At 65.8% G+C, this 18,183-nt stretch carries 16 protein-coding genes; 12 read left to right on the top strand and 4 right to left on the bottom strand.

Features of this window, described 5'->3' with window-relative positions:
• Nucleotides 1-2: 2 nt before the first annotated feature.
• Entirely contained in the window at nt 3-2,291 is a 2,289-nt protein-coding gene (locus GGC30_RS01115; RefSeq protein ID WP_153922020.1) for a spermidine synthase, read from the top strand.
• On the opposite strand, the gene GGC30_RS01110 is transcribed toward GGC30_RS01115, so the two are convergent.
• Nucleotides 2,288-3,439, bottom strand: coding sequence for a bifunctional 2-C-methyl-D-erythritol 4-phosphate cytidylyltransferase/2-C-methyl-D-erythritol 2,4-cyclodiphosphate synthase (locus tag GGC30_RS01110; protein ID WP_153922018.1), 1,152 nt, complete (start codon nt 3,437-3,439; stop codon nt 2,288-2,290). The genes GGC30_RS01115 and GGC30_RS01110 overlap by 4 nt on opposite strands.
• Nucleotides 3,440-3,534: 95 nt before the next feature.
• Here GGC30_RS01110 and dusB point away from each other — a divergent pair, with 95 nt between their 5' ends.
• From dusB to GGC30_RS01070, 8 genes are all read left to right on the top strand, one after another.
• Nucleotides 3,535-4,590 (top strand): tRNA dihydrouridine synthase DusB, encoded by a 1,056-nt coding sequence (dusB, locus tag GGC30_RS01105; protein WP_194943501.1) that lies wholly within the window; start codon nt 3,535-3,537, stop codon nt 4,588-4,590.
• Nucleotides 4,587-6,857 carry a PAS domain-containing sensor histidine kinase gene (locus GGC30_RS01100; protein WP_153922011.1) on the top strand — a complete coding sequence of 757 codons (2,271 nt, stop codon included), beginning with the start codon at nt 4,587-4,589 and terminating at the stop codon, nt 6,855-6,857. Before dusB ends, GGC30_RS01100 begins: the two co-directional genes overlap by 4 nt.
• A gap of 9 nt (nt 6,858-6,866) precedes the next feature.
• Entirely contained in the window at nt 6,867-8,273 is a 1,407-nt protein-coding gene (locus GGC30_RS01095) for a sigma-54 dependent transcriptional regulator (RefSeq protein ID WP_153922008.1), read from the top strand.
• A complete protein-coding gene (locus GGC30_RS01090) occupies nt 8,273-9,133 on the top strand; it encodes a D-amino-acid transaminase (protein WP_153922005.1) in 861 nt (286 codons plus the stop codon). Before GGC30_RS01095 ends, GGC30_RS01090 begins: the two co-directional genes overlap by 1 nt.
• Before the next feature lie 3 nt (nt 9,134-9,136).
• On the top strand, nt 9,137-9,913 hold the full coding sequence (locus GGC30_RS01085) for a class I SAM-dependent methyltransferase (protein WP_153922002.1): 777 nt from the start codon (nt 9,137-9,139) through the stop codon (nt 9,911-9,913).
• 142 nt (nt 9,914-10,055) lie between these two features.
• A complete protein-coding gene (gene hfq, locus GGC30_RS01080) occupies nt 10,056-10,301 on the top strand; it encodes an RNA chaperone Hfq (protein WP_003164861.1) in 246 nt (81 codons plus the stop codon).
• The gene (hflX, locus tag GGC30_RS01075; RefSeq protein ID WP_153921999.1) at nt 10,302-11,615 is read left to right on the top strand and encodes a GTPase HflX; all 1,314 of its coding nucleotides are present in this window, start codon (nt 10,302-10,304) and stop codon (nt 11,613-11,615) included.
• A gap of 6 nt (nt 11,616-11,621) precedes the next feature.
• Complete coding sequence (locus GGC30_RS01070) at nt 11,622-13,259, top strand: Na+/H+ antiporter (protein ID WP_153921996.1); 1,638 nt, start codon at nt 11,622-11,624, stop codon at nt 13,257-13,259.
• A gap of 3 nt (nt 13,260-13,262) precedes the next feature.
• Here the strand turns inward: GGC30_RS01070 and GGC30_RS01065 are convergent, their stop codons facing one another.
• The 3 genes from GGC30_RS01065 to GGC30_RS01055 are packed head-to-tail and all read right to left on the bottom strand — an operon-like array spanning nt 13,263 to nt 16,082.
• Nucleotides 13,263-13,919: an HAD family hydrolase gene (locus GGC30_RS01065; RefSeq protein ID WP_370451812.1), complete on the bottom strand. Its 657-nt coding sequence runs from the start codon at nt 13,917-13,919 to the stop codon at nt 13,263-13,265.
• Between the two features lie 10 nt (nt 13,920-13,929).
• The gene (gene mazG / locus GGC30_RS01060; RefSeq protein ID WP_153921993.1) at nt 13,930-14,724 is read right to left on the bottom strand and encodes a nucleoside triphosphate pyrophosphohydrolase; all 795 of its coding nucleotides are present in this window, start codon (nt 14,722-14,724) and stop codon (nt 13,930-13,932) included.
• Complete coding sequence (locus tag GGC30_RS01055; protein WP_153921990.1) at nt 14,721-16,082, bottom strand: MFS transporter; 1,362 nt, start codon at nt 16,080-16,082, stop codon at nt 14,721-14,723. Before GGC30_RS01055 ends, mazG begins: the two co-directional genes overlap by 4 nt.
• Before the next feature lie 105 nt (nt 16,083-16,187).
• Between GGC30_RS01055 and GGC30_RS01050 the strand changes: the two genes are divergently transcribed.
• The 3 genes from GGC30_RS01050 (at nt 16,188) to wrbA (ending at nt 18,180) form a co-directional block, all read left to right on the top strand.
• Nucleotides 16,188-17,045: a D-alanyl-D-alanine carboxypeptidase family protein gene (locus GGC30_RS01050; protein WP_153921987.1), complete on the top strand. Its 858-nt coding sequence runs from the start codon at nt 16,188-16,190 to the stop codon at nt 17,043-17,045.
• A 65-nt stretch (nt 17,046-17,110) separates the two neighbouring features.
• Nucleotides 17,111-17,479 (top strand): hypothetical protein, encoded by a 369-nt coding sequence (locus GGC30_RS01045; RefSeq protein ID WP_228763511.1) that lies wholly within the window; start codon nt 17,111-17,113, stop codon nt 17,477-17,479.
• A 98-nt stretch (nt 17,480-17,577) separates the two neighbouring features.
• Entirely contained in the window at nt 17,578-18,180 is a 603-nt protein-coding gene (gene wrbA, locus GGC30_RS01040; protein ID WP_055805062.1) for an NAD(P)H:quinone oxidoreductase, read from the top strand.
• The last annotated feature ends 3 nt before the right edge of the window (nt 18,181-18,183 follow it).

Raw genomic sequence — 18,183 nt, 5'->3', positions numbered from 1 at the left:
CCATGACCGACGCTGTCGATCCGTTACGCCCCGCCGCCCCGACATCGGATCGCATCGCGCCGATCCTGTTCGCCGTCGCCATCTTCACATCGGCCTGTCTGGTCTTCGTCGTTCAACCGATGGCGGCCAAGCTGCTGTTGCCGACGCTGGGCGGATCGCCTTCGGTGTGGAACGCGTCGATGGTGTTCTTCCAGACCGCGCTGCTCGCCGGATATGGCTATGCGCACCTGCTGCAACGTTTGGCGACGATGCGGGCGCAGGTCGGGGTTCACCTGGGCCTGCTGATCGTGGCGGCGTTTTTCCTGCCCCTGCAGATCAGCGGCCTGTTGGGGGATCCCGATCCGTCCCAACCGGCGATGTGGCTGCTGGCGACGCTGGCGGTGTCCATCGGCGCGCCGTTCGCGGTGCTCTCGGCGACTGCGCCGCTGCTTCAGGCCTGGTATGCGCGTGTGCGGGCCGGACATGCAGACGGCCAGAACCCCTATGTTCTTTACGCCGCCTCGAACCTCGGCAGTTTCCTGGCCCTGCTGGCCTATCCGGTCGTGATCGAGCCGCTGGCCAGCCTGTCGGATCAGCGCCTGGGCTGGAGCGTCGGCTATGGGCTGTTCGTGGTGATGGTCGTGGGGCTGGGCGTTCAGGTCTGGCGACGACGCGAGATTGGAACGGCGGAGCCCGCGCCACTTGAGGCCAGCCCGCCGATTGCTTGGCGCGAAAAGGGGATGCTGGTTCTGCTGGCCGCCGCACCGTCCAGTCTGATGCTGGGGGTGACGGCGCATCTGACGACGGATGTCGCCTCGGCGCCCTTTCTGTGGGTCATACCGCTCGCGCTCTATCTGCTGACGTTTGTCATCGCTTTCCAGACCCGGCCGGCTGTTTCGCCAGCCATCGGCCTGGGTTTGCAGGCGGCGATGGGCGCGGCCTGCGCCGCCCTGATCGCGTTCCGGACAGGCGAATGGCTGCTGGTGTTCACCGTCAATCTGGCGGCCTTCTTCTTTACCGCGCTGATGTGTCACCAGAGGCTGGCGGCGCGGCGGCCGGCGCCGGATCGTCTGACCGAATTCTATCTGTTGCTGTCGCTGGGCGGCGTAGTCGGCGGACTGTTCAACGGCCTGATCGCGCCGGCCATTTTCGACATGGTGTGGGAATATCCGCTGGTGCTGGTGGCGGTCGGATTGCTGCGGCCGTGGAGCCGTCGCGAGATCAGGCCGTGGGAGATCATCTGCTGCGTCGCCGGCGTGGTCATCGCACTGTTAGGGCCGCTGTCGATGGAGGCGGTCCGCTATGCGCCCGACATTCGCGCGGCCATCCCGGACGCCGAACTGGTGCGAATCGCGCAAGCCATCCTGGGGATCGCGACCCTGTTCGCCTTCCTAATCCGCGATCGGGCGGTGATGTTCACGATCGTTTTGGCCGCCATCGTATGGTCCGGCTATCATCTGGCGCGCGGTTATGACTGGGCCCTGTCGGAACGCAGCTTCTTTGGCGTGATGCGGGTGGCCAAGATCGGCGATCCGCTGATGGGCGGGCCGGTCCATGTGCTAATGCACGGCACGACTTTGCATGGCGCCCAGGCCCAGGCGCCGTCGAACCGCTGTCAGCCAACGCTTTATTATGCGACCTCGACGCCGCTGGGGCAGGCGATGCTGCAGATGCAGGCACGTCGGCTGGACGGCGCGCGCGTCGGCGTTGTGGGGCAGGGCTCGGGCGCCATGGCCGCCTACAAGCGCGCCCAGGACCAGCTGACCTTCTTCGAGATTGATCCGATGGTGGATCGGCTGTCGCGCGACCCCCAATGGTTCAGCTTCATCAATGGCTGCGCCGATGGGCCGGTACGAACGGTTCTGGGGGATGCGCGCCTGACGATGGATCGCGAGCCCGCGGGATCCTACGACCTGCTGGTCATCGACGCCTTCTCGTCCGACGCCGTGCCGACGCATTTGCTGACGGTCGAGGCGATCCGCGGCTATTTGCGGCTGCTGGCGCCCGACGGCGTCGTGGTGCTGCATCTGTCGAACCGGAACCTGGAGATCACCCTGCCGGCCGAGGCGGCGGCGCAGGCGCTGAAGGTCCCGCACCTGCACCAGGTCTATATCGAGCAGTCGGGCCAGGGCGACATGGCCGAGGCCTCGACCGAAGCGCTGCTGATCGGCAAGAGTCCGGCGGCGCTGGAGGGCTTCGGGGACGATGCGCGCTGGCGCAAGCTGTCGCCGACGACGGTGCGTCCTTGGACGGACGACTACGTCAATCTGTTCGGATCGCTGGTGCGTCAGATGAAGATGGCGGCGCGCTAGGCGACCGGCGTTTCCACAGTCGCCACGGCCTGGGCGGCCAGACCCTCGCCGCGTCCGGTGAAACCAAGTCCTTCGGTCGTGGTGGCCTTGACGCTGACGGCGTCGAGCGGAAGGTTCAGAAGTCCGGCGATCCGGTCGCGCATGGCCTGGCGGTGCGGCTTCACCTTGGGGCTTTCGCAGATCAGGGTGACGTCGACATTGACGATGCGGCCGCCCCGCGCCGCGACCAGTTCGGCGGCATGGATCAGGAACTGGTCCGAGGAGGCGCCTTTCCATTTCGGATCCGTTGGCGGGAAATGGTCGCCGATGTCGCCCGCCGCGATGGCGCCCAGGATGGCGTCGGTCAGGGCGTGGAGACCGGCGTCGGCGTCGGAGTGGCCGATCAGCGTCTGATCGTGCGGCACCTCGATCCCGCAAAGCCAGACGGACCCGCCCGGTCCCCAGCGATGCACATCATAGCCGGAGCCGATGCGGGTCTGATAACGCTGCGCTTGGGGCAGCAGAGCTTCGGCCATGGCGAAATCCTCGGGATAGGTCAGTTTCATCAGACGCGCATCGCCCTGAACCAGGGCCACCGCGCCGCCGCTGCGCTGGACGACGACGGCTTCGTCGGTCGGAACTTCGGCGTCCGACCAGGCGGCATAGGCGGTCTCGATCACGCCCCGGCGGAAGGCTTGAGGCGTCTGGGCGCGCCACAGACCGTCGCGATCAACCACGTCGGTCATGATTTCCGTCTCGCCACGCCGAAGGCTGTCGGCGACGGGCAGGACGGGCAGGGCGCCGTCTGAAATTTTCAGGGCCGACAGCAGACGATCGACGACGGCGCGATCCAGCATGGGGCGGGCGGCGTCATGGATCAGTACCGGCTGATCTGCCGGACAGCTCAGAGCTGCAAGCCCGGCGCGGACCGAATCGGCACGGGCGGCTCCACCCGCGACGGCTTTCCAACGCGGCAGGTCGGACAGCACCTCCGCCACACGCTCAACCGCGTCAGGCGCGATCACGACGATCAGTTCGCCCGCGCCGGCGTTCAGCAGGGCCTCGGCGGACCAGCGCAGCACGGGCTTTCCACCCAGGTTCCGCCACTGTTTGTCGCCGCCGGCGCGCGAGCCGGAACCGGCTGCGACGATGATGCCCGAGAATGTCATGGCGGCCTTGATAGTGCGCGCGGCGACGGGGCGAAACCATCAAAGCGCCGCGGTCGTGCTTGACGAAGGCGGCTGCGATGCGGCGAAAGACGGAAATGCCCAAGACCTTGCAAATCGGCGATGTGACCGTGCCCGGACAGGTGCTGATGGCGCCGATGACCGGCGTGACCGACCTGCCGTTCCGCGTGCTGGCCTCCAGACTGGGTGCCGCCTATGTCGCGACAGAGATGGTGGCGGCCAAGGAACTGGCGCGGGCGCGGCCGGACGTCGTGCGGCGCGCCGCCGTGGGGGCGGGTCTGCCGCTGACCGTCATCCAGCTGGTCGGGCGTGATCCCGAACAGATGGGCGAGGGCGCGCGGATGGCGGAAAAGGCTGGGGCGGACATCGTGGATCTGAACTTCGGCTGTCCGGCCAAGGAGGTGACAGGCTCGGCCGCCGGTTCGGCCCTGATGCGGACGCCTGATCTGGCGTGTCGGATCATGGAGGCGGCGGTCAAGGCGACCGATCGGCCGGTGACAGTCAAGATGCGCCTGGGCTGGGACGACGAGAGCCGGAACGCCGCGGAACTGGCTCGCCGCGCGGAAGCGATCGGCGTCAAGGCCGTCACGGTGCATGGCCGCACGCGAAAGCAGTTCTACACCGGGCAAGCGGATTGGGAGGCGGTCGGGACGGTGAAGGCGGCGGTCGGCATTCCCGTCATCGTCAATGGCGACATCATCACCGCCGATGAAGCGCGCCAGGCCTTGGCGCAGTCCGGCGCGGACGGGCTGATGCTGGGACGTGGCGTCTATGGCCGGCCATGGCTGGCGGCGCACCTTGAGCGGGCGCTGGGCGATGGTGTGGCGCTGGAGGAACCCGGACCTGAAGAGCGTCTGGCGATCGTGATCGAGCATCTGCGGGCGTCGGCCGAGTTCTACGGCCTGCCGCTGGGTCTGAAGATGTTCCGCAAACATCTGGGCTGGTACATCGAACAGGCGCCTTGGCCGGCCGATCCGCAACACCGTCGCGAGGCGAAGGCAAGAATTTGCCGCCTGGACGATCCGATGGCCGTCAAAGACGCCATGCACGAACTGTGGCGGCCGGATTTGCCTCGGTTGGGTAAGTCTGCTGTTGAAAATGGGCCACAGGTGTTGGAGACTGCTGTGGCATGACGGATACGCCTTCAGCACGCACCGCTTCGCCCGACCTCGCGTCGGACGACGGGTCGTTCTGGGGGTGGGTCGATAGCGAACGGGCGCGGACCGGCTTCGGACTGGCGTTCTTTCTGGCTGTCGCGATCACGGCGGCGGCCATCTGGCTGGTGGCGGTCGCGCCGGGCACCACATCGGGGTCGGCGCGCGGATCGAGCAGCCAGATCGCCCTGATCGTGTTGGCCGCCAATCTGCTTCTGATTTCCGGCCTGGCCATCATCGTCGGCCGGCGCGTGCTGACCTTGGTGCGCAGCACCCACGAAGCGGGTTCACGCCTTCATTTGAGGTTCGTCGCCCTGTTCTCGATGGTGGCCCTGGTCCCGTCGGTGCTGATCGCCTTGGTGTTCGGTGTGCTGGTCAATCGGGGCGTGGATCAATGGTTCAGCCAGAACGTCCAGGCCTCGGTCGAGAACGGAGCGATCGTGGGCCGCGCCTATATCCAGGACGTTTCGGCCGCAATGGATGCTGACCTGGTCACGATTTCGGACCAGTTGGGAAGCGCGAGAAGCCTGTTCGCTGATCGCATTCAGTTTAACGATGCTCTAGGCCAAGTTGGAGACATCTTCGGCTATCCTGCCATCTACATTCTGGATGGCAATGGCGCGGTGCTGGCTCGCGCTGAAAAAACGGGCGCGCCTCCCTATCTTGCGCCGCCGCGCGATGAACTCGCGGCCGCAGCTGAAGGCGGGCAGCCTCCGCAAACCGTCACGCAGCATCCAGACGCCGTCCGGTCGATCATCGCCCTGCCGTCCTATGGCGACGCCTATCTTTATCTGGTGCGTCCGCTTCAAGACGGCCTTGTGGCGCGAATGAACACGTCGGTTCAGTCGATCCAGGCTTATCGAGAGGCTCAGGAAAGCCGCGCTCGGATTCAGTCCGCCTTCATCCTCAGCTATCTGGAGACGGCGTTGCTGGTGCTGGTCGGGGCGGTGTGGCTGGGAATGTCCGCGGCCAGCAGCATCTCCGCGCCCATTGGTCGCTTGGTGAAGGCGGCGGGACAGGTCGCGGGCGGCGACTTCACCGCAAGAGTCGACAGCGACGGCGCCCCGGCCGAGATCGCCACCCTATCGGACGCCTTCAACCGCATGACCGGCGATCTGCAAGCGCAGCAGGCGGCGCTGAAGGCTGCGAGCGACGAGGCGCACGATCGGAGTCGATTCATCGAGACGGTGCTGTCTGGCGTCAGCGCCGGGGTCATCGGTCTGGACAAGCGCGGCCGGGTGTCTGCGATCAACGACAGCGCCCTGCAACTGCTGCACATCGAGGACGCAGAGGTTCTGGGCCATGAACTCGCGGCCCTGTCACCAGAGCTGAGCGATCTGGTGCGGCGCGCTGAGGCCCATATCGAGGAAGACATCGACGTCAGCCGAGGCGGCGACACGCGGCGGCTGCGCGTTCGGATCGAGGGTGGTCTGGGCGGCGAGATGGTTCTGACCTTCGACGACATTACCCGTCTAGTGACGGCCCAGCGAAACGCCGCGTGGCGTGACGTGGCCCGTCGCATCGCGCATGAGATCAAGAACCCGCTGACGCCGATCCAGCTGTCGGCAGAGCGACTGAAACGGAAATATCGCGCGCGGATCGGCGAGGATATCGAAATCTTCGACCGGTGCACCGACACCATCATCCGCCAGGTCGGAGACATCGGCCGCATGGTCGATGAGTTCTCTTCCTTTGCTCGCATGCCGGCGCCGCGGTTCGCGCCCGAGAACCCGGCCGAAATGCTGCGCGAGGCGGTGTTCGCCCAGCGGGTCGCCGCGCCCGACATCGTCGTCGACATCACCGAGCCCCTGCCCAAGGCGACAATGCAGGCCGACGGCCGCATGGTTGGGCAGGCGCTGATCAACATCCTCAAGAACGCGGGCGAGTCGGTTGCAGCGCATAGGCTTGCGGCAGGCGAAGCTGCGGCGTCGGATCGTGCGGGCGTGATCGCGTCGCTGACGATCGACGACGGCGCCGCGACCTTCATGATCGAAGACGACGGCGTGGGTCTGCCGACGCGCGATCGCGATCGCCTGACCGAACCCTATGTGACCACGCGCGAGAAGGGCACGGGCCTGGGCCTGGCCATCGTCAAGCGCATTTGCGAGGACCACGGCGGCGAGCTGAAGCTGGCCGACGCCCAGACCCTGCGCGGCGCACGCGTGTGCATGATCTTCCCCCTGAAACCCCATGGTAAAGGCGGCGAGGGCGCGGAGCGCAAGCTCCAGACCCTGGCCGCCGAATAGCGAGGCAAGATGCGACCAACCGGTTCCGACATTCTCGTTGTCGACGACGAGGCCGACATCCGCGACCTGGTGTCCGGCCTGCTGGAGGACGAGGGCCATGCCGTGCGTGTCGCCGCCAACTCCGACGAGGCCCTGGCCGCGATCCGCGCCAGAAAGCCGTCGCTGGCGATCTTGGACATCTGGATGCAGGGCGGGGGGCTGGACGGGCTGGAGCTGCTGGAAGTGGTCAAGGAACTGGACCCTGACCTGCCGGTCGTGATGATTTCCGGTCACGGCAATATCGAGACGGCGGTGACGGCGCTGAAGCGCGGCGCCTATGACTTCATCGAAAAGCCTTTCAAGTCGGATCGGCTCGTTGTCGTGGTCGAACGCGCCATCGAGGCGGCGACGCTGAGGCGCGAGAACCGCCGCCTGCGCGCGGCGACCATGACGCCGTCGGGTCTGATCGGTCGATCGCAGGCTGCGCAGGCCTTGCGTAGCACCATCGCCAAGGTGGCCCAGGCCAACAGTCGGGTGCTGATCGCCGGACCGGCCGGCTCGGGCAAGGAACTGGTGGCGCGTCAAATTCACGAAGCCAGCCCGCGCGCGCGCGCCGAGTTCGTCGCGATTTCGGCCGCCGGCATGACGCCGGAACGTCTGGATGTCGAACTGTTCGGCGAGGAGGGCCAGGACGGCCGCCCGCGCAAGATCGGCGTGTTCGAACGCGCCCACAACGGCACGCTATATCTTGATGAAATCAGCGACATGCCGCGCGAAAGCCAGAGCCGCATCCTGCGCGTTCTGGTGGACCAGCGGTTCCGGCGTGTCGGCGGAGAGCAGGACGTTCAGGTCGATGTCCGCGTCGTGACCTCGACCTCGCGCGATCTGAAGGGCGAGATCGCAGAGGGACGTTTCCGCGAAGATCTGTTTCACCGTCTGAACGTGGTGCCGATCCGTGTCCCGCCGCTGTCGGAACGGCGCGAGGACATCGCCGAACTGGTCGAATATTTCGTCGATACGATCAGCGCCTCGCAAGGTCTGCCCAAACGCATTGTTGGGGACGATGCGGTGGCGGTGCTGCAGGTTCACCCGTGGCCCGGCAACATCCGCCAGCTGCGCAACAATATCGAGCGATTGCTGATCCTGGCGACGGGCGATCCGGCCGAAACGATCACCGCCGACATGCTGCCGCAGGAGGTGGCGACCTCAAACGGCGGGGCGGCGAGTCTGGGCGGCGAGCGCACCATCGCCCTGCCGCTGCGCGAGGCGCGCGAGGTCTTCGAGCGGGAATATCTGGCGGCGCAGATCATGCGGTTCGGCGGCAATATCTCGCGCACCGCCGCCTTCATCGGCATGGAGCGATCGGCCCTGCACAGGAAGCTGAAGTCGCTGGGCGTCTCGCCCGCGCGCGGCGGCGATGAGGAAGAGCCGGCCTGATGTCACGCGTCGCCTATGTGAATGGCGCATACAGCGCGCATGGCGAGGCCGTGGTCCATATCGAGGATCGCGGTTTTCAGTTCGCAGACGGCGTCTATGAGGTCTGGTCCGTCTTCGACGGGCGGCTGGCCGATTTCGACGGTCATATGAGCCGCCTTCACCGCAGTCTGAACGAACTGAAGATCGACATTCCGATGAGCGCCGGCGCCTTGGGCGTCGTTCTGCGCGAGACCGTGCGGCGCAATCGGGTGCGCAACGGGATGGTCTATCTGCAGGTCACGCGCGGCACGGCGCCGCGCGATCATGGCTTTCCGATCGATGTCGCGCCCAGCGTGGTCGTGACGGCCAAGTCGATCGATCCGGCGCGAAATCAGCGTCTGGCGACAAAGGGCGCTGCCGGCGTCACCCAACCCGATACTCGTTGGGGACGCTGCGACATCAAGACCGTCGGTCTCTTGCCGAACGTGCTGGCCAAACAGGCGGCGCGCGAGCGCGGGGCCTACGAGTGCCTGATGTACGACGATATGGGTCTGATCACCGAAGGCGCATCGACCAATGCGTGGATCGTGGATGAGGACGGCAGGCTGAGAACGCGGGACATTCAGGCCAATATCCTGCAGGGCGTCACGCGCGCAGCGGTCCTCGAGCTCGCCGCCGCCGAGGGTGTCGAACTGGAAGAACGCGCCTTCTCGGTCGATGAAGCCAAACGGGCGCGCGAGGTATTCGTGACCGCCGCCAGCGCCTTCGTCATGCCGCTGATTTCGCTGGACGGCGTGAAGATCGGCGACGGCAAGCCCGGCCCCATCGCGACCCGCCTTCGAGAACTCTATCTTGAACAGGCGCGTCGAGGGGCTGTCTGACAAATGAACATGCTCAAGACTTTGTTCGACCGATCGGCTGTGAAGGCGTCACCGCGTGACACAGATGCGGATTGGGAAGAGATTGGACGTACGAACCCGTACTATGGCGTCCTGACGGATCCTCGCTTCAAATCCGACCAACTGACGGACGAGGCCTTGGCTGACTTTTTTCGCAGTGGCGAGCATGGGATCGCACATGAAGCCAACAGGCTTAAAGCCCGCCATCCCGACTTCGAACCCAGGTCCGCGCTAGATTTCGGATGTGGAGTTGGACGCCTGACGCGAGCCCTAGCCGCCAGAACAGGCGACGCGTTCGGCGTGGATATCTCGGAATCAATGTTAGCAGAGGCGCGCCGAAATGTGCCCGAAGGTGCCGCGTTCGGACGGGAACTGCCAGATCGGGAGTTCGATTGGATCGTCTCTTTGATTGTGTTCCAACACATACCGCCGGAGCGTGGCTATCCTTTACTGAAAGCCCTGATGGAGCGGCTGGCGTTGGGCGGGTTCGTCACACTTCAGTTTGCGCTCTATCGTGATCCGCGTCATGCCTCCGTTCCCGGCGGACGCATCGTGATAGGCGAGGACTTTACAACCGTATCCAACGTCGCAGCCCTGCGTGGTCTGGCCAAGGGTGAGATGGTCATGTTTGATTACGACCTGACCGTAATCGCCGCCATATTGTTCGCCGCAGGAGTGACGGACATCGAGCTTTCCCATACTGACCACGGCGGGTTTCACGGTGCCTCCATTCATGGCCGTCGGGCCGTTCAACTGTGCTGAACAAGACGTCTGAAGGGACGATCTAGGAAAAAGGGGCGGCGACCGTTGCCCGAGCGGCTGGGCGGCGGTTAAGGTCGCGGTTGGCTGCATCGGCCCCGCCGCTCCCACGGCGACAAACAACGAAGAACAGGAAAAACCTGCCATGTCGCAAGACAAACGTCAGAACCTTCAGGACACCTTCCTCAACTCGGTCCGCAAGACCAAGACGCCGCTGACCATCTTCCTGGTCAATGGGGTCAAATTGCAGGGCATCGTGACCTGGTTCGACAACTTCTGTGTCCTGCTGCGCCGCGATGGCCAGTCCCAGCTGGTGTACAAACACGCCATCTCAACCATCATGCCGTCCGCGCCCGTGCAGCTGTACGAGCCCGACGCCGAAGAAGACTGATTGACCCAAAAACTGATCGACCACACCGTCCCGCTGATCCGGGCGGTCGTCATTCACCCCGACCGACGCTCGGACAGTCCCCGGCTGGCGAGCGAACGGCTTGAGGAGGCGGCGGGCCTTGCCCGCGCGCTGGACCTCGACGTGCGCGCCGAAGAGATCGTGCGGCTGCGCAGCACCACGCCAGCGACTCTGTTCGGCACGGGCAAGGTCGAGGAACTGGCCGCGCTCGTGCGCGCCGCAGACGCCGAGGCTGTCATCATCGACGACGCCCTGACGCCGGTGCAGCAGCGCAATCTGGAAAAGGCGTGGGAGGTGAAGGTCATCGACCGCACCGGCCTGATCCTGGAAATCTTCGGCCGTCGCGCGCGGACCAAGGAGGGGCGGCTTCAGGTCGAGCTGGCGCGGCTGGATTATGAGCGGTCGCGTCTGGTGCGGACCTGGACCCACCTTGAGCGGCAACGTGGCGGCACCGGTTCGACCGGTGGGCCCGGCGAAACCCAGATCGAGCTGGACCGGCGTCTGATCGCCGACCGCATCGTCAGGCTGAAGTCCGAGTTGGAAGAGGTGCGACGCACGCGCGGCCTGCACCGCAAGCGGCGTCAGAAGGCGCCGTTCCCGACGATCGCCCTGGTCGGCTACACCAATGCCGGCAAGTCGACGCTGTTCAACCGACTGACGGGGTCGGAGGTCTTCGCCAAGGACCTGTTGTTCGCCACTCTGGACACGACTCAGCGCACCATCCGGTTGCCGCAAGGGCGACCGGCCATTGTGGCGGATACGGTCGGCTTCATCTCCGACCTGCCCCACGAACTGGTCGAGAGCTTCCGCGCGACCCTGGAGGAGGTCGGCGAGGCCGATCTGATCCTGCACGTCCGCGACATCGCCTCGCCCGACAGCGCCGCTCAGGCCAAGGACGTCGAGGCCGTGCTGAAACAGATCGAGACGCCAGAGGGCAAGACGCGCCGGGTGCTGGAGGTCTGGAACAAGATCGACCTGCTGGATGACGACGCGCGTGAGACTGTGCTGGGTCAAGCCGAACGGTTGGCGAAGGACGGTGAAGCGGTCGCCGTCTCAGCCTGGACGGGCGAGGGGATCGAGCCTCTGCGCCAGATCATCGCCGGCCTGATCGACGACGATCCCGAGACTCAGCTGACGATCGAACCGCATCAGGGCGAGGCCCTGGCGTGGCTGTACGAACATGGGCGGGTCACGTCGCGCGATGCGGACGAGCTTGGCCGTACTCACGTCACGGTCCGGCTGCACCCTGCGGCGCTCGGGCGATTCGAGCGCCTGTATCCCGACCTGACCGACTGAGTTTTCATGCATCTGATCGAAACCGTCCTGCTTCTGCTGTTGGCCGTGGTGGTGTCGGGTTCGATCGCGCGGATCACGCGCATCGCCTTGCCTTTGGTTCAGATCGGGCTGGGCGCCGCCATCGTGCTGATCACGGGCAAGACGGTCGATCTTGAGCCCGACATTTTCTTTCTTCTGTTCTTGCCGCCGCTGCTGTTTCTGGACGGCTGGCGAATTCCCAAGGAAGACCTGTTTCGCGACCGGGCGGTGATCCTTGAGCTGGCGCTGGGGCTGGTGCTGTTCACCGTCGTCGGTCTGGGTTTCCTGATCTGGTGGATGATCCCGGAGATGCCGCTGCCGGTGGCTTTCGCCCTGGCCGCCATCCTGTCGCCGACCGATCCCATCGCGGTTCAGGCGATCGCGGCGCGGGCGCCCATCCCAAAGCGGCTGATGCACATTCTGGAAGGCGAGTCGCTGTTGAACGATGCGACGGGCCTGACCTGCATGCGGATCGCGGTCGCCGCCGCGACGACTGGCGCGTTTTCGATCGGCCACGCGGTCGGGACGTTCGCCTGGCTGGCTCTGGTCGGGGTCGCCGTCGGCGTTCTGGTCACCATGGCCATCAGCTACGCCAAGAGCGTTGTCAGCCGACGCTGGGGCGAGGACGTGGGTGCGCAGATTCTGGTCAGTCTGCTGATCCCGTTTGCGGCCTATCTGGTGGCGGAAGAACTGCACGCGTCCGGCATTTTGGCGGCGGTTGCGGCCGGGGTGACGATGAGCTTCACCGAACGCGGCGGCATCGCCGGCCAGTCGATGGCGATGACGCGGATCCGGCGCAGCGTCGTATGGGACACGGTTCAGTTCGTGGCCAACGGCATCATCTTCGTGATCCTGGGCGAACAGATGCCCTCGATCATGTCGCGCGCGGCCGAGGTGGTGGCGGGCACCAGCCGGCCCGAGGTCTGGTGGCTGGCGGTCTATGTGTTCGGCATTGTCGCCACCCTGGCGGCGCTGCGGTTCGTCTGGGTGTGGACCTCGCTGAAGCTGACCCTGTTTCGCCGCCGCCATCGTGGGCCTCCGGCCAAGGTCGGCCTGCGGCTGACCATGGTGATGTCTCTGGCGGGTGTGAGGGGCGCGATCACTCTGGCCGGCATCCTGACCCTGCCATTCGCCTTGGGCGACGGATCGCCGATGCCGTCGCGGAACCTGGCGATCTTCCTGGCGGCAGGCGTGATCGTGGTGTCGCTGGTACTGGCGACCTTCGCCTTGCCCCGCTTGCTCAAGAACGTCGAACTGCCGCCGGAGCCTTCGCATGAACAGGAAGAGGATCGCGGCCGGGTCGCCGCTGCCTCGGCCGCCTTGCGCGCCATCGAGGACGCCTCGCACGCCATGGCGGAGGGCAAGCCTAACCCCGACCTCTATTCCGACATCGCTGGCCGGATCATGGAAACCTATCGCCAGCGGATCGAGACCCACACCCGCACGGACGAGGAAGACGCCGCCCTCACGCGAAAGATGGACGATATTGAGCGTCGTCTCTGGCTGGCGGGGCTGGCCGCCGAGCGCGAAGAACTGCGGCGGCTGCTGAGGGCGCGTCAGCTGGATGAGGTGACGGCCAAGAAGCTGTTCCGTGACGTCGATCTACAGGAACTGCGCTACCTCTGAGGCTCAGCGATCCATGAAGGCGGAGACGGCCGCATAGCTGTAGGCGATAAAGTGGGCGCCGCGCGCCGTCAGGCGTTCGGCATGGCCGTCGCGAACATGGCCGCCCGCCGTCAGTCCCACGACCGTCATGCCGGCCGCGACGCCTGCGGTGACACCCGCCTCGCTGTCTTCGATCACCAGGACGCGCGCCGGATCGACGCCCATCGCGTCGGCGGCGTGCAGGAAGATGTCGGGGTGGGGCTTGCCGCGTTCGACCACCAGGCCGGTGAAGACCGCGCCGTCGAAATGGTCCGTCAGGCCGAACAGGTCCAGACCGACCCCGATCCAGTCCGGGCCGCTGGACGAGGCGATGCAGCGGGGCTCGGGTCGGGCGGCGACGAAGTCCAGCAGACCGGGCACGGGTTCAAGCTGCTGCGGCGCGCGCTGGCGACAGGTCGCAAACCATGTGGTGTGGAAGTCGTCAGGGCAGGCACGACCCAAAGCCGCCTCGACGATCGGCCGATTGTCGCGCCAGCGCTTGCCCGTATAGGCGGCCAAGACGTCGTCGAGCGAGGTCGGCAGACCGATGGCGGTCAGTTGCTCGGCCATGACAGTGCTGTTCAGCACCTCGCTGTCGGCGACCACGCCGTCGTAGTCGAAAATGATCAGGTCGTAGGTCACGCGCGGTCACTCAGGCTTCAGGCGCGGCCTTTTCGGCGACCTTTGCGGCGTCCCAGAGGCGGTCCATCTCGGCCAGGTCCGATTGGTCGGGCGTACGGCCGTCCTTCGCCAGCTCGGCCTCGATGAAGCCGAAGCGACGCACGAACTTCGCGTTGGCCGCGCGCAGGGCGTCTTCGGGTTCGACGTCCAGCTTGCGCGCCAGGTTGGCGACGACGAACAGAAGATCGCCCAGCTCTTCGCGCGCCTTGGCCTGGTCGCCGGCGGCGATCTCGACGCGCAACTCCTCGATCTCTTCGGCCAGCTTGTCGAACACCTCGTCGGTGGAAGGCCAGTCAAAGCCGACGCGACCGGCGCGCTTTGTCAGCTTGGCGGCGCGGGTCAGGGCGGGCAGGCCGACGGGCACGTCGTCCAACACGCCGGGCTTTTTGCGATCCTTGCGCTCGGCCGCCTTGATGGCCTCCCAGGCGACGGTCTGTTCCTTAGACGATCGCTGGGCTCCGTCGCCGAAGACGTGGGGGTGGCGGCGTTCCAGCTTGTCGGCGATGGCCGTGACCACGTCGTCGAAGGCGAACAGCCCCTGTTCCTCGGCCATGCGGGCGTGGAAGACGACCTGGAACAGCAGGTCGCCCAGTTCGCCCTTCAACTCGACCAGATCGTTGCGCTCGATGGCGTCGGCGACCTCATAGGCCTCCTCGATCGTATATGAGGCAATGGTGGCGAAGGTCTGCTCCACGTCCCAGGGGCAGCCGCCGTCGGGATCGCGCAACCGCTCCATGACGCCGAGCAGGCGGTCGATCGGTCTCAACGGCGGGCTCCGTCACGAGCTTCCAGGGCGAGGCGGATTTCATCGTGCCGCTTCGGCGTCAGGGGATAGCCCCTCAGCACCCAGGCGGCGGCGGCCAGCAGCAGGCCGGGGACCAGAATGAACAGGATCTGGAGCGTCAGCAGGGAAAAGTCGCTGTTGCCCATCGGCCCCGGCACGGCCTTGAAGCCCACGCCTTGCAGGATCAGGTAGGGGATAAGCGCGACCACATGACCGATCTTGGTCGTCGCGGACAGGATGGAGAACATCAGTCCTGTGCGATCCACGCCGGTCTCCAGCCGCACCTCGTCGCCGGCGTCCGCCATCATGGCGCGCAACAGGAACAGGCCGGCCGCATAGGGCAGGCCGGCGATGAACATGGCGCCTGCCGTCAGCATGAAGTTGCCGCCGGGAACCAGGGTGGCGGCGATATAGAGGGCCGCGAAGATCAGGCTGGCGACGGCCAGGGCCTTGTCCTTGCCGATCCGCGTGGCCAGCCAGGCCCAGATCGGCGCGCCGCACAGACCGGCGACGAAATAGAACAACATGAACAGGCCGGCCTGGCTGTGGTCGTAACCCTTGATCTGTCCGAAGAAGAAGAACAGCAGCGAACCGGTGATGCCGGGCGCGACGCCCAGCAGCAGGTCGGCGATCAGAAGCTTTCTGACCGTGGGCATCTTCAGGAGAGCCAAATAGGCGCTGGCGCCCCCGTGCGGCTGGTCGCCCGCATTTACGGGCTCCGGGACGGCCACCATGGCCAGGCCGATGGTGACGGGCAGGGCGATCAGGATGGCCCAGCCCATGATGCGCACGCCGTCGGCATAGTTCCCGATGCCGGTCTGAACCACCACGGTCGGCAGCACCAGAATCAGGATCACGCCGATGATGTTGAACACCTGCCACCAGCCATAGACGCGGCTGCGCTGGTCATACTGCGGCGCAAGCACGGCGGCCCACCCGAGTTGGCCCAGGGTGCCGATTGAGAAGCCGAGATAGAGGACCAGCAGCCAGCCGAACAGATAGGCAGGTCCGGCGCCCGGTTGGACCACGACGAACATCATGAAGGCCGACAGCATCAGGATCGGCGTCGAAATCGCCATCCACGGACGATAGCGACCGAACCGCGTCTTGGTCTTGTCCATGCCCCAGCCGATGAAGGGGTCGAAGACGATGTCGATCAGGCGCACGGCCATGAAGACGGCCGCCACGACTCCCAGCTCCAGGCCTACATAGGTGGCGTAGAATTCCGGCAGGGTGACGGGCAGGGCGACGCCAAAGGCCGCCAGCGGCAGGCACGGGCCGGAAAAGGCCGCGAGCACGGCGTTGGAACGGCGGGGTGCGGTCGGCGCGGCGGTGGACATGCGTCGGTCCGAAAGGCGCGGCGCGAGTCGGCCGCGCGTCACCATGCCAGCGATCGGTGACGCATGCACTTGTGAGATCGACCGGCTTGGGGCTTCCTGTGGGACATGTGGCGAAGCCTTTTTGCGTTCCTGTCCGTTTGCTTCGTTCTGACGTTTGCCGGCGGCGCGCGTGCGGCCGGGCCCTGTCACACCAACGCCGACGTCTGGCAGGCGCAGGGACTGGCGAACGCTGCGTCGGCCTACGGCATGGAATGGGCGCCGTTCGGGGCGGCGGAGTGGGGGTGGCAGGCCTATCTGCCGCTGATCCAGCGCGAACTGCATACGACCTGCGGACCCGGCACGCCGATCTTCGCGTCACAACTGGCGGGGTTTCAGCAGACGCACGGCCTAGCGCCGACGGGCCTGTTCGATGCGGCGACATTCCAGGTGTTTCGCGGCCTTTGGCAGGAGCGGCGGCCATTCGTCATGGCGCGCGTCAGCGGCGCCTGTCCCGAGCCGCCGCCGATCAATCAGCTCGGCTATCTGGTCGAGTCCGAGGAACATGCCGACCGTCTGACACGCTTGCTGCGCCGCGACGTCCTCGACGCCTATCGCCGGCTGGTCGCCGCGGCGCGGGCTGAGGTTCCGGAGGTGGGGGCCGATTCCGAACTGCTGCAGATCTTCTCCGGCTTCCGCGATCCCGAGGCGGACGCGGCGCGCTGTGCGCAGCAGGGCAACTGCGACGGCCTGCGTCGTGCCGTCTGTTCACCGCATCGGACGGGCACGGCGGTCGATCTTTACGTCGGCCAAGCGCCGGGTCTGGGTGTCGATTCCACCACCCCGGCCAGCCGCGAATATATGGCGCGGTCGGCGACCTATCGCTGGCTGGTGACGAACGCTGGGCGTTTCGGCTTTGTGCCCTATGTCTATGAGCCGTGGCACTGGGAGTATGTGAAGCCTTGGGATCCTTCGTTCGCGCCCTGACCGAATCTGAGAAATCGCTCGCGCGAGAGGCCTTCGGGGCCGCGATCGACCTGGCGCCCGTTCTTTTGATCGGTTGGCCGTTCCGCCGCGCCTTCGTTGCTGGACGCTGGTTCGGGCGAGACTGGATCGTGTGGCCGCAAGCGCAGCTCGTCTCAGACTTCGCGGCCGCGCCTGTGCGCATGCAGGGCATCCTGATCCATGAACTGACGCACGTCTGGCAGGCCCAGCAGGGCGTCAATCTGCTGTTTGCCAAGCTGAAAGCTGGGGACATCTCCGCCTCATACGCCTACCGCGTGGAACCGACCTGCCGGTGGGACGCGTTGAACATCGAGCAGCAGGCGATGGTGATGGAGCATCGTTTCCATTGTCGCCGCGGTCGCCCTACGCCGGGCGACAGGACCTTTTACGACACCGTTTGTCCCTTCGAGACGTGATTTGAGGTCGGGGACTTGCGGAAGGGCAAGCAGCGCGCCAAGTTAGCAACGGTCGTTGTTGCGAATGACGACCCTTGTCATTCAACGGAGCCTCCTCGATGCCGAAAGTCCTCGTCCTCTATCATTCGACCTATGGTCACCTGGAAACCATGGCCGAGGCGGTCGCCGAAGGCGCGCGCGAGGTCGAAGGCGCCGTCGTGGACATCAAGCGCGTGCCGGAAACCGTGCCGGAAGAGCTGGCCAAGGCCTCGCACTACAAGCTGGATCAGAAGGCGCCGATCGCCAAGATCGACGATCTGAAGGACTATGACGCCATCATCATCGGCGCCGGCACCCGGTTTGGTTCGGCCGCGTCGCAGATGCGCGCCTTCCTGGATCAAGCCGGCGGCCTGTGGTTCTCGGGCGCCCTGATCGGCAAGGTGGGCGGGGCCTTTACCGCCACGGCGACACAGCATGGCGGTCAGGAGACGACCTTCCAGGGCCTGCACAACTTCTTCATGCACCACGGCATGCCGGTCGTGGGTCTGCCCTATTCCTTCCAGGGACAAATGACGCTGGACGCCATCCACGGCGGTTCGCCCTATGGCGCATCGACGATCACGGGCGGCGACGGCTCGCGTCAGCCCAGCGACGTCGAGCTGGACGGCGCCCGGTTCCAGGGCAAGCATATCGCCGAGCTGGCCAAGAAGCTGCACGGCTGATCC

It is taken from the genome of Brevundimonas sp. SPF441 (genome assembly GCF_009661015.1).
GTDB lineage: Bacteria > Pseudomonadota > Alphaproteobacteria > Caulobacterales > Caulobacteraceae > Brevundimonas > Brevundimonas vesicularis.
This window is presented reverse-complemented; position numbering and strand designations above follow the sequence as displayed.